Here is a 22,929-nt window from a genome sequence, read left to right as displayed (position 1 = left end):
GTTGAAACGTAAAACCTCTAAATAATCGTATTTTTGCAGCAAAATGATACAATTCAAATTAGAGGGCGAATTTATTCCGCTAATCCAGCTATTAAAAGCAACTGGTTTGGTTGGTACTGGTGGAGATGCCCAAGCTGCCGTTATGGACGGTTTAGTTAAATGTAATGGTGAAGTAGAGTTTCGCAAACGTTATAAAGTTAGGGTTGGCGATATCATTACTTTTAAACAAGATAAAATCGAAGTAATATAATGGAAACCTTAACAAGCGCAGGCCATTCGCTTTATTTCGAAAGCAATTTAGATGCCTTACAAAATTTAATAGATAGCAATAAATACAGCAAAGTTTTTGTACTTGCTGATGAAAATACTAGCGAAATCTGCTTACCGATTTTTCAATCGATGATGGACGATTTTGCTGATTTTGATTTAATTGAAACCTCTGCCGGAGAAGAAAACAAAAATATCGATTTCTGTATCGGTATTTGGAAAACACTCCTAGATTTTGAAGCCGACCGCAAAAGTTTGATGATTAATTTAGGCGGTGGTGTTATTACAGATATGGGTGGTTTTATCGCCTCTACCTACAAAAGAGGTATCGATTTCGTAAACGTTCCCACTACCCTACTTTCACAGGTTGATGCTTCTGTTGGTGGTAAAACTGGTATCGATATTGACAATGTAAAAAACATGGTGGGCACTTTCACCCTGCCTCAAATGGTTTTTATTGAAACTGAATTTTTAAAAACCTTGCCACAGCGAGAGCTTTTATCAGGCTTTGCCGAAATGATTAAACATGGCTTAATTTATGATAAAGCTTATTACGAGAAATTACAAACTACTGATTATTTAACACCATCAGCCGAGGATATTTATCGTTCAGTACAAATTAAAAACGAAGTTGTAACGATAGACCCTCATGAAAAAAATCTGCGCAAGATTTTGAATTTCGGTCATACGATTGGGCATGCAATAGAGAGTTATTCATTAGCTAATGATGAAAATACACTTACACATGGTGAAGCAATTGCCATTGGTTTTGTTTGCGAAGCCGCTTTATCCATCAAAAATAGTGGTTTAAGCAAAGAAGAATTGAAAGATATAAGCGATTATATTTTATCGTTATATCCAAAATACGAAATTAAAAAAGAAAGTTTTGATACGCTTTTGGAATTAATGCAAAGCGATAAAAAGAATGAGGATGGCAACATTTTGTTCTCTTTATTAGAAAAACAGGGCAAATGCACGTATAACTGCCGTGTAACCAATGCCGATATTTTGAGCAGTTTAGATTATTATAACAGTTTATAAAATGAAGTATACCGGAAGTGATATTTCTGTAATCGGGCTTTTTAGCTTTGTAATCGTTTTAACCTTGGTTGAAATGTATTTCAGCTACTTGCACGACAGAAAATTATACACCAAACGCGATACCTGGACTAACATTTACCTGATGACGGCTGCAATTGTTATCAATTTAGCTACGAAAACAGGTACTTTTTTTCTACTTGAATATTGCTATCAGTTTCGCTTATTCCAAATCCCAAATGTTTGGGTATATTGGTTGGTTTTAATCCTTGCACAAGATTTTCTGTATTGGTTTTTACATACCGTTGGCCATTACGTACGCTTTTTCTGGGCAATGCATGTTACCCACCATTCGTCAGAGCACTTCAATTTAACAACAGGATTTCGTTCTACCGTTTTTGAACCACTCTATCGCGTTTTCTTTTATTTGCCCTTAGCATTTATGGGTTTTACTGCTGTAGATATTCTTTTTGCTTATTTGGTTACGCAGATTTATGGCAATTTGGTTCATACCCAATACAATATAAAATTCCCGAAATGGTACGAATATGTTTTCGTTACACCATCTCACCACCGTGTTCACCACGCCAGCAATGTACGCTATTTGGATAAAAATATGGGTATGGTTTTAATCCTTTGGGATAGATGGTTTGGCACTTTTCAGGCAGAATTACCAGAGGATGAAGTTAAGTATGGTTTAACCACACAACCAACTGACACCGGACCGGTTAATATTATTTTCCACGAATTTATCGCCTTAACGGCTGATGTTAAAAAGGCACCAACGTTTATGGATAAGGTAAAATACATCTTTAATCCCCCAGGCTGGAGCCACGATGGCAGCACAAAAATTGCTAAAATTATGCAACAGGAATTGCATGAAGCAGAAAAGAGCAATAGAATTAAGCATGTAAAGGAGCAATCGCAAGAATTGAGTTCGGCTGTGTAAACCTGTAACCCTATTACCCACGATTTAAATCGTGGGTTTTAGAAATTATAATGATGTATGTCGGTCTGTATTTTACAGGCCGTTTTTTGTTTTAGAGATTTGGAAATGTGTGGTTCTGTTCGTTTGGCATATGCAGCCCTGCTATTCACTTCAATCTTTTTGTTCCATGTCAGCCTGAGCTTGTCTATCACCTGCAACAAAAAGTATTTTCTTTGCTATCAGGTTTAAGAAACATAAAACTGTGGATTTAAAACCCAAACAACTATTTAAATTTTAATTCTTATTTTTGACTAAGAAATATGTTATGACAACATTAACGATACAAGTGAAAGACAATGATACTCAATTCCTTATGGAGGTATTAAGAAGAATTGATGCAAAGGTTATCAAAAGTTCTAAAAAGCAAGAACTGCTAGATGGAATTAAACAAGGCCTACAGGAAGCCAAGGATATTAAAGACGGAAAAGTTGCACCTCTATCTCTTAGTGATATATGACAAAGGGAATCAAAATTATTTATTCCCCTATTTTCATCAAAAAAGCAAAACAATTAACAAAGAAACATTTATCATTAATTAGCGATTTAGCGCAACTTGAGTCAACACTTTTAAACAACCCTAAAACTGGTATAGATTTAGGAAACGGTATTTTCAAAATCAGACTTGCAATCAAAAGTAAGGGCAAAGGAAAAAGTGGCGGTTACAGGGTTATCACTTACCTCCAAACACAAGAAGAAATTGTAATGATTTACATTTACGATAAATCAGAAGAAGCTAGGATAACAAAAAAAGATATTCAGAAAATTATTGAGACCTTAAAATAACCCTTGGCTTCAACTTTCATACCCATCTCCAAAACGGTCTAAATCAAAGAAAATTAAATTTTATTAAAAATAATTTCATTTTCCTATTGACAAATTAAATTTTGTTATTACATTTGGCTCATTCAAAAACGAAAAATGAAATTATTCAACACATATTACTTTGGTTACTTTTACTATTTTAGTAAGAGCCGGGGCTGATATGCAAAAAGATATATAACAATATTAAAATGTATAAAAAAGTCCCGGCAAACAGCCGGGACTTTTTTTGTTTAACACAAAATGGAAACGACAAAACGAGTAGCAATTCAGGGTATTAAAGCCTCTTTTCACGAAGAAGCAGCCTACAAATTCTTTGGTAAAAATATCGAAACTGTAGAGTGCAATTCATTTAAAGAAACCTGCGACAAGCTGGAAAAAAATGATGCTGATTTTGTTGTAATGGCAATTGAAAACTCAATCGCAGGTAGCTTGCTACCAAATTACACACTCATCCGCGATTACGGTTTTTCGGTAGTTGGCGAAGTTTATTTGCCTATCCAATTGCACTTAATGGCATTGCCGGGGGTAAAATTCGAGGATATCAAAATCGTAACTTCTCACCCTATTGCAATCCGCCAATGCATCGATTTCTTTTACGATTATCCGCATATTAAAATTGTAGAAAGTAACGATACTGCGGCTTGTGCTAAACGCATTCAAGAAGAAAAACTAACGGATACAATGGCGATCGCAAACAACTTAGCTGCAGAACTTTATGGGTTAAACATTTTAGAACGTCGCGTAGAATCAAATAAGAAAAACTACACTCGCTTTCTCATCCTAAAAAAGGATAAAACAGACGAGGGCAAGAAAATAAATAAAGCTTCAATTTGTTTTCAGGTTGGGCACAAAGCAGGCTCTTTGGCAACGGTATTAAATATCTTCGCAGAGCAAGAGGTAAGCTTAACAAAAATACAATCTATGCCGGTGCTTGGTAAACGAAACGAATATTATTTTTACGTTGACTTAGAATGGCCAAGCACAGAAAAGTATGATAAAGCCGTAAGAAAAGCATTAAAATACACATCAAATTTTAACATCCTCGGAGAATATCAAAAGAACGATAAAGTCTAACAGAGTTAAGATTTTAGATTTACGAATAACGATCAACACTATTAATACAACAATTAAAAAATCGAATTATAAAATATTACAAGCCATAAATCATGAAACTTAATTTAAACATCCAACCTTTAAACACTTGGTTAAACGTTAACAACGAACCATTAATCATCTCTGGTCCTTGCAGTGCAGAAACTGAAGAGCAATTATTAACTACCGCACATTTATTAGCTGCTACTGGTAAAGTATCGGTTTTAAGAGCTGGAATCTGGAAACCACGTACTCGCCCGGGAGAGTTCGAAGGTATTGGAAGTATCGGTTTAGAGTGGTTAAAACGTGCTAAAGCAGAAACTGGTTTACCAACAGCTGTAGAAGTAGCAAATGCAAAACACGTTGAAGAGGCTTTGGCTGCTGGCGTTGATATCCTTTGGATTGGCGCTCGTTCTACAGTAAATCCTTTCACAGTTCAGGAAATTGCTGATGCTTTAAAAGGTCACGACGTTCCGGTATTAATTAAAAACCCGGTAAATCCTGATCTACAATTATGGATTGGTGCAATTGAGCGTATTAACGGTGCTGGTATTACCAAAATTGGTGCTATTCACCGTGGTTTTTCATCATTCGAGAAAAGTTCTTTCCGCAACGAACCAATGTGGGAAATGGCAATTCAATTGAAAACATTATGCCCTGAGTTACCAATAATTAACGACCCTAGCCACATTTGCGGTAACCGTGAATTAATTCCGTACATCTCTCAAAAAGCTTTAGATTTAGATATGCAAGGTTTAATGATTGAATCTCATGTAGACCCATCGGTTGCATGGACAGATGCTAAACAACAAGTTACACCAGCTGCTTTGGCAGAATTGGTTGACCGTTTAACAGTTCGTGAACCTGAGGCACCGAATGAAGCTTTCGCTGATAAATTAGCTGATTTACGTAAAAATATCGATAAAATTGATGATATTTTATTGCAAAAATTAGCAGAACGTATGGCTATCGTCGAAAAAATCGGCGAATTCAAACGCGATAACCAGGTAACGATTTTACAGGTAAACCGTTGGGATGCAATCATTAAAAAAGGTCATGCTTTTGCAAAGGCTTTAAAATTAGATTTAAACTTTACTGAGAAATTCTTAGAATTAGTACACGGAGAATCTATTCGTAAGCAAACTGAAATCATGAATGCTGGTAAAGCTGAAAAAGGAATTGCCGCTGAGCAACATACTGAAGTTTCAAAATAAGGTTAAAAGCTTAAAGACTAAAGCGAAAAGCAATGTCTAAAGCTTCAAGTCATTGCGAGGCACGAAGCAATCTTAATGCGATAAGTTTTGGCATTATTCAAGCTTCGTAATGACGATTTTATAAATATAATGGTTTGTATATAATCATGTCTTTCTGAGCTTGTCGAAGAATTTTATAGCTTTTCGACAGGCTTAACATAACAATTGATTAAAATCCATTTGATAATAAAACAAGATAAAATGTCAAAAAATGCCTTAGTTTCTTTTAAAGGAACCAAGAATATTAATACGGAAATCCAATTAACAGGTTCAAAAAGCGAATGTAACAGAGCCTTAATTATAAGTGCTTTAAGCAAAAAACTAGTTAAAGTAGAAAACCTTTCTAATGCCGCAGATACGGTAACCTTAAACGGTATTCTTAACACGCTTGAGGAAGAGCTTGAAGTAGAAATTGAAGAATCAAAAACTGTAGATGTTGGGCCTGCTGGAACGGCAATGCGTTTTCTTTCTGCTTATCTTTCGGCAAAAAACGGAAATTTCTTATTAACTGGAACCGAGCGGATGAAACAGCGCCCAATTGGTATTTTGGCTGAAGCTTTAAAAACACTTGGCGCCGACATTTCGTATGCAGAATCTGAGGGATTTCCTCCGTTAAACATAACTGGTCCAATAAATCAAAAAACAGCAGAAGTTAAAATTAAAGGCGATATCAGCAGTCAATACATATCAGCTTTGCTGATGATTGCCCCAATTTTACCACAAGGATTAACTTTAGAAATTGAGGGCGAGCTAACTTCCAAACCATATGTAGATATGACTTTAGATATGTTGGCTGAAGTTGGTATAGAACACAGTTGGAATGGAAATTCGATTTCCATTAAACCACAGATTTTTAAACCAGGAACTTTGGTTGTTGAGCCAGATTGGAGTGCTGCATCCTATTGGTACAGTATTGCGGCTTTAGCTGATGAAGCTGAAATCAGTTTGCCTGCTTTAAAAGAAAAAAGCTTACAAGGCGATAGTCAGATTCAAAAAATCATGAAAATTTTCGGTATTGCAACCAGCAAAACCGAAACTGGAATTTTGATTAGCAACTTAGGCTTATCTTTAGAAACTAACCAAGTTTTAGATTTAAAAACTTGTCCTGATTTAGCACAAACCATTGTAGTTATTGCAGCTGCCTTGGGTAAAAACATGGCTTTTACTGGCTTAGAAACCTTAAAAATTAAAGAAACAGATAGAATTGCAGCTTTACAAAATGAGTTGGCGAAAATCGGCGTAACATTAACCGAAGATAACTTGGTTTACACCTTAAATACCAATGAGCTTCATTTTCCTAAAAGAGTAACCTTTGCAACTTATGAAGACCACCGCATGGCTATGGCTTTTGCGCCTCTTGCATTATTAATTGATGAAGTTGAAATTGAAGAAATGCAAGTTGTAGAAAAATCTTATCCTTATTTTTGGGAAGATTTGAAAAAGGCGGGGTTCTTAGTAGAAGAGCAAGGATAAAAGAACAAAAGATTAAAGACCCAACCCAAATCGTAATCCAAAATCATCAATCTAAAATATATATGGCAGGTAACTCATTCGGACAATTATTTCGCATAACCACCTTTGGCGAATCTCATGGCGTAGCCATTGGGGTAATAATTGATGGCTGTCCGGCGCAATTGGATATAGACATGGATTTTATTCAATCAGAATTGGATAAACGTAAACCCGGTCAATCGAAAATAACTACGCAAAGAAAAGAAAGCGATACTGTTCAAATTTTATCGGGCGTTTTTGAGGGAAAAAGTACAGGAACACCGATTGCTTTATTAATCCCTAATGAAGACCAACGTTCGAAAGATTATGGTCATAATGTTGATGTTTACCGACCGAGCCATGCAGATTATGTTTACGATGCTAAATATGGCATCCGCGATCATCGTGGTGGCGGACGTTCATCAGCCCGTGAAACGGCTGCTCGCGTAGCTGCAGGCGCCATTGCAAAATTATTTTTAAAGCAACAAGGTATCGAAATTTTTGCTCACGTAACTTCTGTTGGTACCATTGAAGCGCCAAATTTAGAAAGTAACGATTTATCAGCTTTGCTGGATATTAGAGAAGAAAATATTGTGCGTTGTGCCGACCCTGCAACAGCGCATGAAATGATTGAGTTTATCGATTCAGTAAGAAAAGATGGCGACACCGTTGGTGGTAAAATTGGCTGTGTAATTAAAGGTTGTCCGGCAGGTTTGGGCGAACCTGTTTTTGATAAATTACATGCTGATTTGGGCAAAGCGATGTTAAGTATTAATGCGGTGCATGGTTTTGAATATGGTTCTGGTTTTGCCGGAAGCGAGTTACGAGGTTCTCAACATAATGATATTCCTCAACCAAAAGAGGCAGATACTAAAGCATTTAAAACCACAACGAACTTTGCAGGTGGTATTTTGGGCGGTATTTCAAATGGAATGGATATTACTTTTAAAGTGGCTTTTAAACCTGTAGCAACCATTATGCATAATCAGCAAACCATTAATGCAGCTGGCGAAGCTTCTGAAATTAAAGGCAAAGGCCGCCATGACCCTTGTGTTGTACCAAGAGCTGTAGTTATTGTTGAAGCTATGGCTGCATTAGTTTTAGCCGACCAATTTTTGAGAAACAAAGTGAGTGTGATTTAAGCAAAAACCGTTATTTCGAGCTAAGCCGAGAACCCAAAGGCTCTGCGAAGCAAAATCTTTGAACTATATTTAGCAAATTTCAAAGATTTTTCCATTCCGCTGCACTCCAGTCGAAATGACGATTGCTAAACAATAACTATGAAAAAACTGCTCCCTATCCTATTCCTCCTAGTTAGCTTAAACGCATTTGCCCAATCCTATTCCGAGCAGATTGCTAAACATCGTGATAGCTACAAAAAAGATTTCGTTAAGGAATCCAATTCACCTTTAAATGAAAGTGATTTACAAAACCTGCATTTTTACGATGCAGATAGCAATTACAAAGTTGTTGCAAATGTCGAAATCCTTAAAAACGAGAAAGTTTTCAAAATGCCAACTTACGACGGCACGAGCAAGGAATTTTATCGCTATGCGAAAATAAAATTTAGCTTAAATGGCAAAGAAACAGTAATGACACTGTATAAAAATTTAGCTTTGGCCACAAATCCTGCATTTAAAAATTTATTGTTTTTGCCTTTCACAGATGAAACAAACAACAAGGAAACCTACGGTGGTGGGCGATATATTGATTTAAGCTCAAAAGAAATCGTCAGTAATAAAATTGAAATTGATTTTAATAAAGCTTACAACCCTTATTGTGCATACAGCGATGGTTATCGTTGCCCAGTTCCCCCTGAAGAAAATGATTTACAATTAGAGATTAAAGCCGGAGAAAAAATTTATACTGGAGAAAAAAAACATAGAAAATAGTCTGAACATTTACCCTCCTTTAACAGTTATTAGTGCAGATTTTATAGTTACCTTTAATTTTTAAATACCCTATAAATGTATAACTGCTTAATCGTAGATGATAACGAAATCGAACGGGATGCCATTACGATGCACATCAGCAAAATACCAGCATTGAATATAATTTCTGTTTGTAAAGATGGTATTGAAGCTATCCAGAAAATTAATAACGAACAGATAGATATAGTTTTTTCGGACATTGATATGCCAGAACTTTCTGGAACTGCATTACTAAAAACACTGAAAAACAAGCCTGTTTTTATATTTATTACTTCATACAACCAATATGCAGCGGAGAGTTTTGATTTAGACGCAATAGATTTTGTTGTAAAACCAGCCACATTTGAACGTTTACTTAAAGCAGCAAATAAAGCGATAGAATATATCGAACTTAAAAAATTTGCCCCAGTAAATCACAGCGATATTAGCGAAGAGGATGATTACTTTTTCTTTAGAGAAACCAAGGGAATTACAAAGCTGAAATACAATGATGTAATATATATTGAAAGCATGGGCGATTTTTCAAAAATTTATACAGCTGGCGAAAAGCATGTTATTTTGGTTGGCCTTAAAAATCTCGAAAAACAATTACCAAATCAATTTATAAGGGTTCATAAGCAGTATATTGTTAATGTTAATAAAATTTCAACACTTACTGCACACGAATTACATTTAGAAAATAATTTTATTGTACCAATTAGTGCAACTGCAAAACAAGAATTACTTGAAAATGTAATTGATAAGAAAATGCTATCCAGATTCAAAAAGTAATTAATCTCTTTTAAAAATCAAATTAAATTTTGTTCCTTCATTTTTAGCAGAAAACAATTCGATTTTGCCTTCCATCAATGCCATAAAAGTTCGGCAAAGAAGCAGACCAAGCCCAGTACCCCTTTCTCTATTCGTACCAAGTGTACTAAATCCTGCACCTTGAAAAGCGGATTCATTAAAATGCTCAACCTGCTCGGCAGACATTCCAATACCGTTATCTGCAAGCGAAATCACCAATTCATTCTCAACCACTTCAGATGAGATTATTATTGTACCATCGTTTGGTGTAAATTTTATTGAATTATTTATTAAATTTCTTAGCACTAGCGAAAGCATATTTTCATCGGCATTACACATTGTATTGGGCAGAATATTATTTACAATACTTATATTTTTCAAATCGGCTATATTTTTTGACTCAATAACAATTTCATTAGTCAAATCAGAAATGTTTAGAGGCTCCAAATAAGGATTAAACCCCTGCATTTGACTAGCAGCCCAATTCAGTAAATTTTCCATCATCGAAGATGTATGTGTAAGGCTATTTTTTAATGATGAAGCATATTTGGTAAGTTTATCTTGGTCAATTTTACCCGCCTCTAATAGCTGAATAAATGAGATTAAAGAATTTACAGGCGTTCGCATATCATGGCTTACAACGCTAAAGATTCTATCTTTAACCCTACTTAATTGCTCAAGTTCTCGCTTCTGCTTATTTATTATAACATTTAAGCGGGTAGTTTTCCTTTGATTGAAATAAATTAAGCCTGCCGTAAATATTATTAATGTGATGGCAACTATTAAGAAGATTTTTACTTTTTCATCATATTCGATTTGCTTTTTCTGTTCTGAAATTTGCTTGTTTTTTTGATAAGAATCGTATGCAGATTGTAACTTAGAACGTTCATAATTACTGCTTTGCAAGTTTTTCTGTTGTCCAACAAACTCCAGTTCTTTTTTTCTTAGTAAGAGCATTTGTTCTTGCTGCCTTGCTAAAAAATATTGTTGTTTTAAAATGGCATCAGAAACCTGTTGTTTAAGCTTGTAATCATTTTCTTTTACACCAAAATCTACAATTAATTGTCTTCTGGTTATTTCACGCTCTTTTTCTTCATTAAAAAGTTTATCCTTTGCTATAATGTATTGTTTATAGTAGTCTAAAGATTCTCTGTGTTTATTTAAATCCAGATATATATCACTTAGTATTAACAGCACATCTCTTTCTGTATCTATAAAGTTTTTCTCTCTTGAAATTTTCAATGCTAAAATCAGAGTCTCGAGTGCAATGTTATATTTTTTCTGATTCTTGTAGAAAATACCCAAGGTTTTCAAATTGTCTGCGTAATAACCCTTCTGCCCTGTTTGTTCATCAATTTTTATCGCATCCAGGTAGTGATTTAATGCCAAATCAGCTTTGCCTTGTTGTTCGTAAACTTTACCAATGTTTCTTTTAAAAGATGAAATCTCTAATTGATTATTTGAGGTTTCGGAAATTTTCAAGCCTTTATTAAAATAATCTAAGGCAATGCTAAGTTTATTTTCAGGTTCTACTTTCATTGCAACTAAATCTGATGATTTGGCAGCAACATAACTCTCTCCTAAGCACAGGTAAGCATAGGCTATTCCTGTTTGATCATTATTAATTGTAAAAATTCTTAATGCCCTTTTACCATAATCTGCCGCAGATATTTGCTGACCTAAAGCTTGATAGACAGCTGCAATGTTAATATAACAACTCGCTAAATCATCCTGACTATTTGTTTTTTGATATAAAATAATGGCTTTTTGGTTTACTTCTAGAGATTTTGCGTAATCTGGAATTGAACCATAAAGGGCGCTTAAGTTTAAATAAATACCAGCTTCCATGTATCCATCTTTCAAACGCTGATACTCATTTAAAGCTTTGTAATAATATTTTTCTGCCTCTAAATAATTTGCCAAACCATGATTAAATAATGCCCTGCGATTATAAATTACAGCCGAAAAACTTCTTTTGTTTAAGCTTTGAGATAGCTGAAGACTCTTTTGATAGTACTCGTCAATTTTTGGAAAGTTCTTAAGAATCATGTATTCCCTCATTATCAAATAAAGGGTTTTCATTTTATTTGAATCTGGTTTGGAATACCTTTGGTTTACTTTAAATAAACTATCTAACTTACGTGGATTTGTTGTTTGAGCATGCAAGCTCAATGATAAAAATAAACAAATCAGAATCGAAAAAAACTTACTATACCGCTTTAAACGAAAAAATACTTCACTAATCTCAGAGCGCCGATCCATTATTATTTCAATCTTAATTAACTCAATTATTGGCTTATCAAGAAACTTTACAAGCGTATCTGAAAAATAAAAAATTGTTTCCTAAGATGGAAACTGAAATGGGGAATGATTTGGTTTCTTAATTAAGATGAAAGATAATTTTTTTTAATCAATAGATAAACTCAAAAGTTGGCTGTGAGTACTAAAACCAAACATTTTTAAATGTAAATACGCTTTTACAACTTTTAGTTGTTTGATTTAGAATAAACTTATAAACTTATTAGGGTTAGAATCGTGCATCATTTCATAAACTACTTCTATAATATCATCTACCGAAGGTTTACTAAAATAATCACCATCAGATCCAAAAGGAGGTCGGTGTGCCTTTGAAGACAAAGTTCTTGGTTGTCCATCTAAATGAAAATATCCTTTTTGCTGTTCTAAAATCTGTTGAAGAATATAGGCAGAAGCACCACCTGGCACATCCTCATCAACTACAAGAAGTTTATTTGTTTTCTTTAGAGATTGCGCACAAACCATTGTTTTATCAAAAGGTAAAAGTGTTTGAGGATCGACAATTTCAACTGAAATGCCTAATGTTGCCAATTCTTCGGCTGCTTCTTGTACAATTCTTAAGGTAGAACCATAGGAAACAATTGTAATATCAGTGCCTTCTTCCAGAACTTCTGCTTTTCCTAATGGAACCGTAAATTCACCAACGTTTTCAGGTAACTTCTCTTTTAAACGATAGCCGTTCAAACACTCTATAACCACAGCAGGTTCATCTGCTCTAAAAAGTGTATTATACATTCCTGCTGCTTGGGTCATGTTTCTTGGAACACAAAGATGCATTCCCCTTAAAGAACCTAGAAGCATTGCAATTGGAGAACCTGAATGCCATATTCCTTCAAGTCTATGCCCTCTTGTACGTACAATTACCGGCGCCTTTTGAATGCCTTTTGTACGATAGGCCAACGATGCCAAGTCATCACTGAGCACATTAAGTGCAAAAATTAAATAATCTAAATATTGAATTTCAGCAATAGGTTTAAGCCCTCTCAAAGCCAATCCTATACCTTGGCCCATAATTGTCATCTCACGAATGCCTGTATCCGTAATACGTAACTCGCCAAATTTTGCTTGTAAACCTGCAAAACCTTGATTAACATCACCAATATTCCCTAAATCTTCTCCAAAAGCTACAAGTCTTTGGTCGCGGGCAAAATTTGTGTCAAAACAAGCATTTAATACCTCCCTGCCATCAACCATTTTAGAAAATTCATTGTAAATTGGCTCAACAACTTCTATTTTATCTGGTGATTCATCACCATTGGTATGAAGTTTAGAATTATATCGCTTGCTATTTAATTCCATCTGAATCTTATACCAAGCTAAAAGTTCATCTCGTTCAGCTGATTTAAATTTAGCTGAAATACGTATCGCCTTGCGGGCAATTGTAAAAACTTCACGTCTTTGAGCATCAGCAATTGAAGCTAATTGAGTAGCCAGCTTTGCTAATTCTGGTTGATGCTTTACCATACCACCAATTAAATCAATTACTTGCTTTTGTTCAGGTTTAATGCTATCTAAAAATTCATTCCATGCTTCTTTTTGAGCATTTCTAACAAATATTTTAGCAGTTTTCTCTAATTCTGCCAGGTCTTCATCAGAAATTATTGCCGATTCGAGCATCCATTCCCTCATTTTTAAGATGCAATCGTGTTCGTTTTCCCAAGTTAACCTGTCTTTTGACTTGTAACGCTCGTGTGAACCGGAAGTACTATGCCCTTGAGGCTGAGTTAATTCTGTAACATGGATTAATACCGGAACATGTTCATCTCTACAAACATTAATTGCTTTTTCATAAACTTCGCACAAGGCTGGATAATCCCAACCCTTTACCTTGTAAATTTCGTATCCGGTTGTATTCTTATCACGCTGAAAACCTTTCAAAACTTCAGAAATATCTTCTTTAGTGGTTTGATATTTAGCAGGAACTGAAATTCCGTAAGCATCATCCCAAACGGAAATAGCCATAGGAATTTGCAACACACCCGCAGCGTTTATCGCTTCAAAGAAAACACCTTCAGAGGTTGAAGCATTACCAATGGTGCCAAAGGCAACCTCATTTCCATTTACCGAAAAGTGTTTAAGATAATCGAGTTCTTTGTTATTTCTGAATAATTTTGAAGCATAAGCCAAACCAACCAAACGAGCCATTTGTCCTCCGGTTGGAGAAATATCTGAAGAACAATTTTTAATTTGTGTTAAATCATTCCAGCTACCATCTTCGTTAATTGATTTTGTTGCGAAATGACAATTCATCTGTCTGCCACCAGAAAACGGATCGGCTCCTTCTGTTGGGTTTGCATATAATTGAGCAAAAAACTCCTTAATGGTAGATATGCCTGTTGCGAAGGCAAAAGTTTGATCGCGATAATAACCAGAACGCCAATCGCCATTTTTAAAAGCTTTAGCCATTGCAATTTGCGGAACCTCTTTTCCATCGCCAAAAATGCCAAATTTAGCCTTCCCTGTTAATACTTCTCTTCTACCTAAAACACTCGCCTGACGGCTCTCGAAGGCAATTTTGTAATCGTTTATAACGATAGATTTAAAATCGTTAAAACTTAATTCAGAAGCATCAATAGAGTTGGTAATCAATTTGTCATTCTGCATCGTAATCAAATATTGGTTGCCGCAAATATATACAAAATTAAAAGTTTGCCTTTATCCTCGATTGTAAAATTATATATGGATTAGTAAAATATAATTGGAATAGTTTTTGTTTTACTCGTTTAAATATTAAATTTGTTATATAAATTTTAACAAACATTTTGAACACATAAACATGAAAAAGATTTTTGTATTATTCGCTTTTGTAATGGGATTTGGTTTAGTAGCAAATGCTCAAACCGCAGCTAAAGCAGAATTTAAATTCGAAGCTGAAACCCATGATTTCGGTAAAATTACGGTTAACAAGCCTGTAACTTACGAATTTAAGTACACAAATGTTGGTGAAGAGCCATTAATTATAACTAAGGCTGAAGCTAGTTGCGGTTGTACAACACCAAAATATACTACTGTTCCTTTAAAAAAGGGTGAAAGTGGAACAATTTCGGTAACTTTTAGTGCTGCTGGAGCACCACAACCATTTACTAAAACAGTAACGGTTACTTCAAATGCCAAAACTCCAGTTAAAGTACTTTATATTAAAGGAGAAACTGTTGCATCGGCAACAAAATAATTTTTTAATCTATAATATTTAAAAAGTCCCGATTTTCATCGGGACTTTTTTATTTTTGTGCCATGCCAAAAATTTCACAAAAAGGCTTGCAGATGCCTGCCTCGCCAATCAGAAAATTAACGCCATTTGCAGATAAAGCAAAACAAGATGGTAAAAAGGTTTTTCACCTAAATATTGGTCAGCCAGATATTGAAACACCTGAAGGAATGCTAAACGCTATTAAAAACATTGATTTTGATGTTTGGGCATATACACCATCTGAGGGTACTTTAGCTTATCGCCAGAAATTAACAGAATATTATAACAAACTTGGTTACAATATTACACCAGAAAACATTTTGGTAACTGTTGGTGGCTCTGAAGCCATTACAATTGCAATGCAAACTTGTGTTAATGAAGGTGATGAAATTATTATTCCAGAGCCATTTTATGCAAACTATAATGGTTTTGCATGTATGAGTAACGTGGTAGTTAAGCCAATTCTATCATTTATAGAAAATGGATTCGCTTTACCACCAATAGCCGAATTTGAAAAACTCATTACCGATAAAACCAAGGCAATAATTATTTGTAACCCTAATAATCCTACCGGATATCTTTATTCAAGAGAAGAATTAGAAGCCTTAAAATCACTTTGTATTAAATACGATTTGTTTTTATTCTCTGATGAGGCTTATCGTGAATTTTGTTATGATGGCCGTGAATTTATTTCGCCGATGCATTTGGATGGATTAGACGAAAATGTGGTTATCATGGATACGGTTTCTAAACGTTATAGTGCTTGTGGTGCTCGTTTGGGCTGTTTAATAACCAAGAACAAGGAAGTAATTGCTTCAGGTTTAAAATTTGCACAAGCAAGGTTAAGCCCGGGAATGGTTGAGCAAATTGCAGGAGCAGCTGCAGTTGATACACCAGATAGTTACTTTGAAAAAGTAAATACAGAGTATACACTTCGCAGAGATACACTTGTGAAACGTTTGAACGATATTGAAGGTATATTTTGTCCAAATCCGGGTGGTGCATTTTATGTTGTAGCAAAATTCCCTATTGATGATGCCGATAAATTTTGCCAATGGATGCTTGAAGAATTTAGCTACAACAACCAAACTGTGATGATGGCACCTGCAACAGGTTTTTATTCTACTCCAGGGTCAGGAAAAAATGAAGTTAGAATGGCTTACGTTTTAAATACTGACGATTTAAATGCATCGATGGATTGTTTAGAACTGGCTTTAGAACAATATCCAGGTAGAGTAATTTAAATTATTTCCCTTAAAATATGTAAGGCTTCAATTAAATTGAAGCCTTTTTTTTTGCTCCAAATTATCTAAATGTTAAATTTTTAATTCAATTAATCTTTCGCTAATTAAAGCCGTCAAACCCTTATAATTTATGCTCTCAAATTTTTTATAAATGAATTTAAAGGAACGCCTCATGAATTTAATAAAATCGATAAGAAACAACGGGACGGAAGTTGAAGATGCAGACCATAAACAATTGGTTATTTTTATCCTAATTTTAAGTTTGCTTCTTATTTCGATAATACTTATAAAGCAGTCTAATTAACACCTGTTGTTGTTTCATTTGCTATCTTTGAGCTATGACGATACCAGAACTTGAAGACTATTTTAAAACAGCAGAAAAACCGCAAACTCCAATCCTGCTCAATCCAGCAACGATTATAAACGACTATGAGCATTTTTTGGAAAGTCATTTTGCTCCTTTGAGAAAAGATCCGGATTCGAGGGTAAACCAACCTTTACTTTGGCGCTTGAAAGCCTTAAAGCTTTTAATCGAATCTAATTCATAAATGACGATGGCTTTTAAGCTAATAATTCATCAGCAGTTAACATTTAACAATTATTTTTACTGAAACAAAATCATATACCTATGAAACAAGGCTTATTAATTGATATGGACGGCGTAATTTACAGCGGCGAAGCACTAATTTTTGGTGCTGATAAATTTATCAAAAACCTAATTGACGAGGATATTCCCTTTGCTTTCATGACGAATAATAGCCAGAGAACAAGTTTGGAAGTTGTACGTAAACTTAAGGGACTTGGCATTAAGGTTGAAGAAAGCCATGTTTATACGAGTGCAATGGCGACTGCAAAATTTTTGGCAGACCAAAGCCCCAACGGTACTGCCTATGTATTAGGCGAAGGTGGTTTGTTGAGTAGTTTACATGATCATGGTATTACATTAGTAAATACCGACCCTGAGTTTGTTGTGCTTGGCGAAGGCAGAAATTTTACGCTAGAAATGGTTCAAAGAGCTGTTGATATGATTTTAGCTGGTGCGAAGTTTATTACGACAAATCGCGATCCTTCACCCAAAAAACCAGGTTGGAATAATTTAGGAATTGCAGCCACAACCGCCATGATTGAGGAAGCAACAGGAAGAAAAGCATTTGTAACTGGCAAACCGAGCCCGGTTATGATGCGTTCTGCCAGAAAATTTCTTGGTTTAGAAACCAGTGAAACCACGGTAATTGGCGATACAATGGAAACCGATATTCAAGGTGGTGTACAAATGGGCTACAAAACTATATTGGTTCTCTCTGGTATTTCTAGTAAAGATACTCTTGGCCATTATGCATTTAAGCCGGATATGGTTGCAAGTTCTGTAGATGAAATTCAGTTTCCACTAAATTGGTGGAATGCCAAATAAAATGTTGGTTATCGGTTTAAAATGTTGACAAATAAATTCAAGTCGTTGGCCACTTGTTTTTATTTTTGCAGCAATGTCTTCTAAATACAAAACACTATTCTTATTTGAAAACCAAGAGCTGGTCATAACAGAAATAAAGCGACTTGATTTACCTGAAAATGCCAGTTTAAATGAAATTTTTCATTGGTTACATTTTGAGAAAGAATCCAATTCACTTATCAAATTATGGTTTCGTTCTATGGATTCATCTAATGAAATAGAAGAACGTTTTTTTGAACAGGGTTATTTAAAATTTAATGCTACCGAAGCAACCTTCATAGAAAAATATAACTCATCTCAACATAAGTTAAAAAATTGCGGTAAGGAAACGGTAATTAATGAGGTAAAAAATTCAATAGAAGATTATTTAAAGCAGGTTTAAACCACATCAATCAAATGCGATTTTACAATTTGCAGCAGGTTTTCAACTTCAAAAGGCTTTGTTACAAATTCATCTGCAGAACAAGTAACCTCTAAAAATTGTGATGGCGTTAGTACTGATAAAAGTATAACCGGAATTTTTGTATTTTTCGGATGCTTTTTTATTACATTACACAAAATCCTTCCATCAGCGCAGTTGAGTTGAATATCCATTAAAATTAAATGCGGTTGAAAGTTTTGGATGGTTGCCTGAAGCATATCACAATTGTGAATACTTTCTACTTCAAATTTCTCATTTTCGAAAATTGAGGTCAGTAAATCGGCGTTGGTTACGTCATCATCAACTATCAGTATTCTTGACATAAAAGAAGATTCAGTACTTAAATCTAAGTATTATAAGTTATAATCTAAAATAGAATAAATATGCATTTTCGACTGAAAAACAAACAGTTACAAAAACGCAGTTTAATAAATAAATTTTTAAAGCAAATTTTACATCAACATTATCAGCTCATTTTTTAATAATACAATCGTAATTTTAAGTTTCCATCTTTATTAAATACACAGTACTGGCATAATTTTTATAATTTTAACAGCGATATGCCTAATATGCAATTGACTCCACTTTCTGAAAAAGATCTTGCGCTTTTTGAGCGATTAATTTCTGATAGAAAAAATACCATTAGCTTTTTATTTGCACAACTGATTGAACTTTATGATAGGCAGGAACTAAATCACATTGCCTTAAAAAAATTCGAAAGCCTGGCTGAAATAATTCGTATTAAAAAAGATTACGACTTAAAAAAAGCACATTGGGATAATGAACTTTTAGAACTTAAAAAGCAATATAGGCAGTTAGATAATAGAATTATTGCTGCAGAGCAGAAAATGGCTAGAGGTATTCCTGATGATTTGTTAATAATGGAAAAGCTAATTACCGAACAAGAAGCTATTGTTTCTGACCAGGAAAAATTAAATCAGGCAGAATCTGAACTTATAAGCCATGTGAGGGAAATTGATATTGAATATGGAAAGCAACAAGAAAAAATTAAACAACGCAGTACAATTTATAAACCGCTGGCTGATGAAGATTTAAGTGCTCGGGAAAAAATTAAAAAAGCTGAGAAGAAGATTGTTTATGCTACAAAAATTGTTTCAATAATAAGTATTTTATTTATTCCTATAGTACTGGATTATTTAACAAGGGGCTTAACTTCAACCATCAGAACTTCGCATTCTATATTTGCGATCCATTATATTTTCATCATTTCTTTAATCCTGACAGAGGTTTTTTTTGGCGATAAAATTCGCCAATTCATTTCGAATTTCTTTGCATCGAAGTATTTAAAAAATGACTTTGATGAATTGAAAAGATTATTTGAAGAAAATACTAAAAGCGTTAATAAACTCGAAAATCTTTATAAAATTAAGTTTGATGATGTGATAAATCAAGCCAGTTAGATTTATATATAAAACAAAAATATCGGCTTTTAATGTTGATATTAAAGAGCCGATATTTTAATTTATTATCTTGAAATTACCGTAGAAACTTACTCTACCGCTGCTCTAAACATTAGCGCTCCAACCGTTAAATTAGTTCTGCTATCTACCAAAATTGCCGAACCATTTGCACGGTTATCATCGTATAAATCAAACGCCAAAGCATCAGCTGTTTTAACAATTACCCGACCGATGTCATTCAATTTAAATTCATCAGCTTGATGTTTTTCAAGCGTGTTGATATCAACCTTGTGCAAAATTTCGCTGATTTTACATTTGGTGGTTTTGCTATTGTGCTGAATCAAATACATAATCGAGGTGTCTAATGCACGTCCATCCATCCAACATAAATCGGCTTCGATTAATTTAGATTCTTGTGGCAAAGCCGATGCATTTACAATGGTATCACCACGGCTAATATCTACATCATCTTTTAAATGAATGGTTACCGACTGGCCAGCATGAGCCGCAACTGGTGCCTGGTCGAAAAATTCAATTTTCTCGATGGTTGAACTTGCGCCCGATGGTAATACAGTGACCTTATCATTTACATTGAAAGTACCACTCAAAACGCGACCAGCATAACCGCGGTAATCATGCAGTTCTTCTGTTTGTGGGCGAATAACCCATTGCACTGGCATACGTGCCAACTGCGATTTATCCAGATTATCAGTATCAACCTGTTCCAAAAAGTGCAACAAGCTTTCACCACCGTACCAATCCATACGCTCAGAATTTTGTACAATATTATCGCCTTTTAATGCACTAACGGGAATGTAGGTTACATCTTTTAACTTAAGTTGTAGCGCCAGAACTTTGTATTTTTCGATGATTGAGTTGCAAACATCTTCCCTGTAACCAACCATATCCATTTTATTGATGGCAACCACCACATGTTTAATGCCCAACAAAGAAACCAAATACGAATGACGGATGGTTTGCTCTACGACGCCGTTTCTAGCATCGATTAATATAATGGCCAAATTTGCTGTAGATGCACCCGTAACCATATTTCTGGTGTACTGAATGTGACCTGGTGTATCGGCTATAATAAACTTACGTTTTTCGGTTTGGAAATATTTGTAAGCCACATCAATGGTAATTCCTTGCTCACGCTCAGCCCTTAAACCATCGGTTAAAATGGCTAAATCTATTGTTCCATCATCGTTTTTACGGTTAGAGCTTTGTAAGGCTTCTAACTGGTCGGCTAAAATGGAATCTGTATCGTATAACAAACGGCCGATTAAGGTACTTTTGCCATCATCTACGCTGCCTGCTGTGAAAAATTTTAATATGTTCATTTCTATATTCGTTTTCCGTTTCTCGTTTTTCGTTTTTCGTTGCTAACGATGGACGAAGAACGAAAGACGCTCTAATTAAAAATATCCTCCTTTTTTTCTATCCTCCATCGCAGCTTCTGAAACTTTGTCATCCATACGAGCGCCACGTTCAGAAATTTTCGATTCACTGATTTCTGCAATAATATCGTCAATTAAAGTGGCTTCAGATTCTACTGCAGCTGTGCAAGACATATCCCCAACGGTACGGAAACGGACTTGTTTGCGGAAGATAAAATCTTCTTCATCCATATTTAAAAACGGTGATGCGGCCATTAGCTGACCGTTTCTGGTAATTACTTCACGTTCGTGAGAAAAATAAATACTTGGTAATTCTATTTTTTCCCTGCGGATGTAATTCCAAACATCAAGCTCGGTCCAATTGCTGATTGGGAAAACCCTAACATTTTCTCCCTTGTGGATTTTACCGTTATAAATGTTCCAAAGTTCGGGGCGCTGGCGTTTTGGGTCCCATTGTCCAAACTCATCGCGAACAGAAAAAATTCTTTCTTTTGCTCTCGCCTTTTCTTCATCTCTGCGGGCACCGCCGATACATGCATCAAATTGATGTTTAGCAATGGTATCTAACAAGGTAACGGTTTGCAAAGCATTTCTGCTGGCATTTTTACCCGTTTGCTCAATTACTTTACCTTGGTCGATAGATTCTTGAACGGAACCAATAATCAAGCGCTCGCCGATTCTCTCAACCATTTTATCACGATAAGTAATGGTCTCTTCAAAGTTATGACCTGTATCAATATGAACCAATGGAAAAGGAAATTTCCCAGGTCGAAAAGCTTTCTCAGCCAAACGAACTAAGGTAATTGAATCTTTTCCGCCAGAAAATAATAAAGCAGGCTTTTCAAATTGCCCTGCTACTTCACGTAAAATGTGAATCGCCTCGGCCTCTAATTCATCTAAGTAATCAAAATTGTATTCTCCCATTTGTAAATGTTTGTTGTTGTTCGTTTGTCGTTGTTCGTTTTTAAGCAATTAGTCCAAAAACGATGGACGAAAAACGTATTTCACTTATTCTTTGCTCTTTTTTTCGAGGCTAGTGGTTCGTTTTTCGTTGTTAAGCGAATAGTCTAAAAACGATAGACGAAAAACGAACACCGTATTTGCCTTTAACCTTTCTGCTCCGTCGTGTGCAAACCGCATTCTTTTTTGCTTTGGTCTTCCCACCACCATCTTCCGGCTCTAAAATCTTCGCCTGGTTGTACCGCTCGTGTACATGGTGCGCAGCCAATGCTTGGGAAACCTTTATCGTGTAAAGTGTTATAAACGATGTTATTTTCTTTGATGTAAGTTTTTACATTATCCAAAGTCCAATCGAATATAGGGTGAAATTTTATTAACTGATTGCCCTCATCCCATTCTAAATCGTGCATATCTTCACGGTTGGCGCTCTGCTCAGCCCTGATTCCCGTTACCCAAATTTCGTTACCTTGCAATGCTCTTCTTAAAGGTTCTATTTTGCGGATGTAACAACACTCTTTTCTATTTTCTACCGATTCATAAAAACTATTCGGACCTTTTGTATTCACCATATCCTGCAACAAATCATTTTTGGGATAATAAGCGTGAATCGGTTTGTTGTACACTTCCAAAGTACGATTCCATACATAATAGGTTTCAGGAAAAAGCCGCCCAGTTTCCAATGTAAACACTTTAATAGGAATATTATTCGAGAAAATTAAATGCGTAATTGCTTGGTCTTCCCAACCAAAACTTGTTGAAAAGATAATGTTATCGGCATATTTATCTGCCAGATATTTTAATTTATCAATTGTATTTAATCCTGATAATTCTTGTTTTATCTCCGCTAAATTCCCCATCA

23 protein-coding genes are annotated in these 22,929 nt (G+C 35.0%); 17 read left to right on the top strand and 6 right to left on the bottom strand.

Annotation, left to right across the window (positions count from 1 at the left end):
- Positions 1-43: 43 nt before the first annotated feature.
- From QWY86_RS18055 to QWY86_RS18005, 11 genes are all read left to right on the top strand, one after another.
- Positions 44-250 carry an RNA-binding S4 domain-containing protein gene (locus tag QWY86_RS18055; RefSeq protein ID WP_290244130.1) on the top strand — a complete coding sequence of 69 codons (207 nt, stop codon included), beginning with the start codon at positions 44-46 and terminating at the stop codon, positions 248-250.
- Entirely contained in the window at positions 250-1,308 is a 1,059-nt protein-coding gene (aroB, locus tag QWY86_RS18050; RefSeq protein ID WP_290244129.1) for a 3-dehydroquinate synthase, read from the top strand. The genes QWY86_RS18055 and aroB overlap by 1 nt, the downstream gene beginning before the upstream one ends.
- A 1-nt stretch (position 1,309) precedes the next feature.
- Positions 1,310-2,254, top strand: a complete 945-nt coding sequence (locus tag QWY86_RS18045; RefSeq protein WP_290244128.1) for a sterol desaturase family protein — start codon at positions 1,310-1,312, stop codon at positions 2,252-2,254.
- Between the two features lie 304 nt (positions 2,255-2,558).
- The gene (locus QWY86_RS18040) at positions 2,559-2,750 is read left to right on the top strand and encodes a hypothetical protein (RefSeq protein WP_290244127.1); all 192 of its coding nucleotides are present in this window, start codon (positions 2,559-2,561) and stop codon (positions 2,748-2,750) included.
- Positions 2,747-3,076 carry a type II toxin-antitoxin system RelE/ParE family toxin gene (locus QWY86_RS18035; RefSeq protein ID WP_290244126.1) on the top strand — a complete coding sequence of 110 codons (330 nt, stop codon included), beginning with the start codon at positions 2,747-2,749 and terminating at the stop codon, positions 3,074-3,076. Before QWY86_RS18040 ends, QWY86_RS18035 begins: the two co-directional genes overlap by 4 nt.
- 279 nt (positions 3,077-3,355) lie before the next feature.
- Positions 3,356-4,189 carry a prephenate dehydratase gene (locus QWY86_RS18030; RefSeq protein WP_290244125.1) on the top strand — a complete coding sequence of 278 codons (834 nt, stop codon included), beginning with the start codon at positions 3,356-3,358 and terminating at the stop codon, positions 4,187-4,189.
- Positions 4,190-4,281: 92 nt separating this feature from the next.
- On the top strand, positions 4,282-5,421 hold the full coding sequence (locus tag QWY86_RS18025) for a chorismate mutase (RefSeq protein ID WP_290244123.1): 1,140 nt from the start codon (positions 4,282-4,284) through the stop codon (positions 5,419-5,421).
- A 240-nt stretch (positions 5,422-5,661) separates the two neighbouring features.
- On the top strand, positions 5,662-6,933 hold the full coding sequence (gene aroA, locus QWY86_RS18020) for a 3-phosphoshikimate 1-carboxyvinyltransferase (protein WP_290244120.1): 1,272 nt from the start codon (positions 5,662-5,664) through the stop codon (positions 6,931-6,933).
- A gap of 62 nt (positions 6,934-6,995) precedes the next feature.
- Complete coding sequence (gene aroC / locus QWY86_RS18015) at positions 6,996-8,093, top strand: chorismate synthase (protein WP_290244213.1); 1,098 nt, start codon at positions 6,996-6,998, stop codon at positions 8,091-8,093.
- 138 nt (positions 8,094-8,231) lie between these two features.
- Positions 8,232-8,843 carry a DUF1684 domain-containing protein gene (locus QWY86_RS18010; protein WP_290244118.1) on the top strand — a complete coding sequence of 204 codons (612 nt, stop codon included), beginning with the start codon at positions 8,232-8,234 and terminating at the stop codon, positions 8,841-8,843.
- Between the two features lie 75 nt (positions 8,844-8,918).
- The gene (locus tag QWY86_RS18005) at positions 8,919-9,653 is read left to right on the top strand and encodes a LytR/AlgR family response regulator transcription factor (protein WP_290244116.1); all 735 of its coding nucleotides are present in this window, start codon (positions 8,919-8,921) and stop codon (positions 9,651-9,653) included.
- On the opposite strand, the gene QWY86_RS18000 is transcribed toward QWY86_RS18005, so the two are convergent.
- Both QWY86_RS18000 and QWY86_RS17995 read right to left on the bottom strand, forming a co-directional pair.
- Positions 9,654-11,753, bottom strand: a complete 2,100-nt coding sequence (locus QWY86_RS18000; protein ID WP_290244114.1) for a tetratricopeptide repeat-containing sensor histidine kinase — start codon at positions 11,751-11,753, stop codon at positions 9,654-9,656.
- A gap of 417 nt (positions 11,754-12,170) precedes the next feature.
- Positions 12,171-14,591 carry an alpha-ketoacid dehydrogenase subunit alpha/beta gene (locus tag QWY86_RS17995; RefSeq protein ID WP_290244112.1) on the bottom strand — a complete coding sequence of 807 codons (2,421 nt, stop codon included), beginning with the start codon at positions 14,589-14,591 and terminating at the stop codon, positions 12,171-12,173.
- A 172-nt stretch (positions 14,592-14,763) separates the two neighbouring features.
- Here QWY86_RS17995 and QWY86_RS17990 point away from each other — a divergent pair, with 172 nt between their 5' ends.
- From QWY86_RS17990 to QWY86_RS17970, 5 genes are all read left to right on the top strand, one after another.
- The gene (locus QWY86_RS17990; RefSeq protein ID WP_290244110.1) at positions 14,764-15,159 is read left to right on the top strand and encodes a DUF1573 domain-containing protein; all 396 of its coding nucleotides are present in this window, start codon (positions 14,764-14,766) and stop codon (positions 15,157-15,159) included.
- 62 nt (positions 15,160-15,221) lie between these two features.
- Complete coding sequence (locus QWY86_RS17985; RefSeq protein WP_290244108.1) at positions 15,222-16,421, top strand: pyridoxal phosphate-dependent aminotransferase; 1,200 nt, start codon at positions 15,222-15,224, stop codon at positions 16,419-16,421.
- Positions 16,422-16,759: 338 nt separating this feature from the next.
- Positions 16,760-16,969 carry a DUF6965 family protein gene (locus QWY86_RS17980; RefSeq protein ID WP_290244107.1) on the top strand — a complete coding sequence of 70 codons (210 nt, stop codon included), beginning with the start codon at positions 16,760-16,762 and terminating at the stop codon, positions 16,967-16,969.
- An 80-nt stretch (positions 16,970-17,049) separates the two neighbouring features.
- Positions 17,050-17,832, top strand: coding sequence for an HAD-IIA family hydrolase (locus QWY86_RS17975; protein ID WP_290244106.1), 783 nt, complete (start codon positions 17,050-17,052; stop codon positions 17,830-17,832).
- A 73-nt stretch (positions 17,833-17,905) separates the two neighbouring features.
- Entirely contained in the window at positions 17,906-18,253 is a 348-nt protein-coding gene (locus QWY86_RS17970) for a hypothetical protein (protein ID WP_290244105.1), read from the top strand.
- Here QWY86_RS17970 and QWY86_RS17965 read toward each other — a convergent pair.
- Positions 18,250-18,615 (bottom strand): response regulator, encoded by a 366-nt coding sequence (locus QWY86_RS17965; RefSeq protein ID WP_290244103.1) that lies wholly within the window; start codon positions 18,613-18,615, stop codon positions 18,250-18,252. The genes QWY86_RS17970 and QWY86_RS17965 overlap by 4 nt on opposite strands.
- Before the next feature lie 246 nt (positions 18,616-18,861).
- Here QWY86_RS17965 and QWY86_RS17960 point away from each other — a divergent pair, with 246 nt between their 5' ends.
- Entirely contained in the window at positions 18,862-19,713 is an 852-nt protein-coding gene (locus QWY86_RS17960; RefSeq protein ID WP_290244102.1) for a hypothetical protein, read from the top strand.
- Between the two features lie 89 nt (positions 19,714-19,802).
- On the opposite strand, the gene QWY86_RS17955 is transcribed toward QWY86_RS17960, so the two are convergent.
- The 3 genes from QWY86_RS17955 to QWY86_RS17945 form a co-directional block, all read right to left on the bottom strand.
- A complete protein-coding gene (locus QWY86_RS17955; protein WP_290244100.1) occupies positions 19,803-21,053 on the bottom strand; it encodes a sulfate adenylyltransferase subunit 1 in 1,251 nt (416 codons plus the stop codon).
- 75 nt (positions 21,054-21,128) lie between these two features.
- On the bottom strand, positions 21,129-22,034 hold the full coding sequence (gene cysD, locus QWY86_RS17950) for a sulfate adenylyltransferase subunit CysD (RefSeq protein WP_290244099.1): 906 nt from the start codon (positions 22,032-22,034) through the stop codon (positions 21,129-21,131).
- A 182-nt stretch (positions 22,035-22,216) separates the two neighbouring features.
- Positions 22,217-22,927, bottom strand: coding sequence for a phosphoadenylyl-sulfate reductase (locus QWY86_RS17945; RefSeq protein ID WP_290244212.1), 711 nt, complete (start codon positions 22,925-22,927; stop codon positions 22,217-22,219).
- Positions 22,928-22,929: the final 2 nt, after the last annotated feature.

The organism is Pedobacter aquatilis, assembly GCF_030409415.1.
In the GTDB taxonomy this organism is placed as follows: domain Bacteria; phylum Bacteroidota; class Bacteroidia; order Sphingobacteriales; family Sphingobacteriaceae; genus Pedobacter; species Pedobacter aquatilis.
Note: the sequence above shows the minus strand (reverse complement) of the source record. Positions and strands in the feature narration are given on the sequence as shown.

Excerpts from the sequence above, each read along its gene's own strand:
- QWY86_RS18055 (WP_290244130.1), top strand. The coding sequence starts at position 44 with ATGATACAATTCAAATTAGAGGGCGAATTTATTCCGCTAATCCAGCTA.
- aroB (WP_290244129.1), top strand. The coding sequence starts at position 250 with ATGGAAACCTTAACAAGCGCAGGCCATTCGCTTTATTTCGAAAGCAAT.
- QWY86_RS18045 (WP_290244128.1), top strand. The coding sequence starts at position 1,310 with ATGAAGTATACCGGAAGTGATATTTCTGTAATCGGGCTTTTTAGCTTT.
- QWY86_RS18040 (WP_290244127.1), top strand. The coding sequence starts at position 2,559 with ATGACAACATTAACGATACAAGTGAAAGACAATGATACTCAATTCCTT.
- QWY86_RS18035 (WP_290244126.1), top strand. The coding sequence starts at position 2,747 with ATGACAAAGGGAATCAAAATTATTTATTCCCCTATTTTCATCAAAAAA.
- QWY86_RS18030 (WP_290244125.1), top strand. The coding sequence starts at position 3,356 with ATGGAAACGACAAAACGAGTAGCAATTCAGGGTATTAAAGCCTCTTTT.
- QWY86_RS18025 (WP_290244123.1), top strand. The coding sequence starts at position 4,282 with ATGAAACTTAATTTAAACATCCAACCTTTAAACACTTGGTTAAACGTT.
- aroA (WP_290244120.1), top strand. The coding sequence starts at position 5,662 with ATGTCAAAAAATGCCTTAGTTTCTTTTAAAGGAACCAAGAATATTAAT.
- aroC (WP_290244213.1), top strand. The coding sequence starts at position 6,996 with ATGGCAGGTAACTCATTCGGACAATTATTTCGCATAACCACCTTTGGC.
- QWY86_RS18010 (WP_290244118.1), top strand. The coding sequence starts at position 8,232 with ATGAAAAAACTGCTCCCTATCCTATTCCTCCTAGTTAGCTTAAACGCA.
- QWY86_RS18005 (WP_290244116.1), top strand. The coding sequence starts at position 8,919 with ATGTATAACTGCTTAATCGTAGATGATAACGAAATCGAACGGGATGCC.
- QWY86_RS18000 (WP_290244114.1), bottom strand. The coding sequence starts at position 11,753 with ATGAAAACCCTTTATTTGATAATGAGGGAATACATGATTCTTAAGAAC.
- QWY86_RS17995 (WP_290244112.1), bottom strand. The coding sequence starts at position 14,591 with ATGCAGAATGACAAATTGATTACCAACTCTATTGATGCTTCTGAATTA.
- QWY86_RS17990 (WP_290244110.1), top strand. The coding sequence starts at position 14,764 with ATGAAAAAGATTTTTGTATTATTCGCTTTTGTAATGGGATTTGGTTTA.
- QWY86_RS17985 (WP_290244108.1), top strand. The coding sequence starts at position 15,222 with ATGCCAAAAATTTCACAAAAAGGCTTGCAGATGCCTGCCTCGCCAATC.
- QWY86_RS17980 (WP_290244107.1), top strand. The coding sequence starts at position 16,760 with ATGACGATACCAGAACTTGAAGACTATTTTAAAACAGCAGAAAAACCG.
- QWY86_RS17975 (WP_290244106.1), top strand. The coding sequence starts at position 17,050 with ATGAAACAAGGCTTATTAATTGATATGGACGGCGTAATTTACAGCGGC.
- QWY86_RS17970 (WP_290244105.1), top strand. The coding sequence starts at position 17,906 with ATGTCTTCTAAATACAAAACACTATTCTTATTTGAAAACCAAGAGCTG.
- QWY86_RS17965 (WP_290244103.1), bottom strand. The coding sequence starts at position 18,615 with ATGTCAAGAATACTGATAGTTGATGATGACGTAACCAACGCCGATTTA.
- QWY86_RS17960 (WP_290244102.1), top strand. The coding sequence starts at position 18,862 with ATGCAATTGACTCCACTTTCTGAAAAAGATCTTGCGCTTTTTGAGCGA.
- QWY86_RS17955 (WP_290244100.1), bottom strand. The coding sequence starts at position 21,053 with ATGAACATATTAAAATTTTTCACAGCAGGCAGCGTAGATGATGGCAAA.
- cysD (WP_290244099.1), bottom strand. The coding sequence starts at position 22,034 with ATGGGAGAATACAATTTTGATTACTTAGATGAATTAGAGGCCGAGGCG.
- QWY86_RS17945 (WP_290244212.1), bottom strand. The coding sequence starts at position 22,927 with ATGGGGAATTTAGCGGAGATAAAACAAGAATTATCAGGATTAAATACA.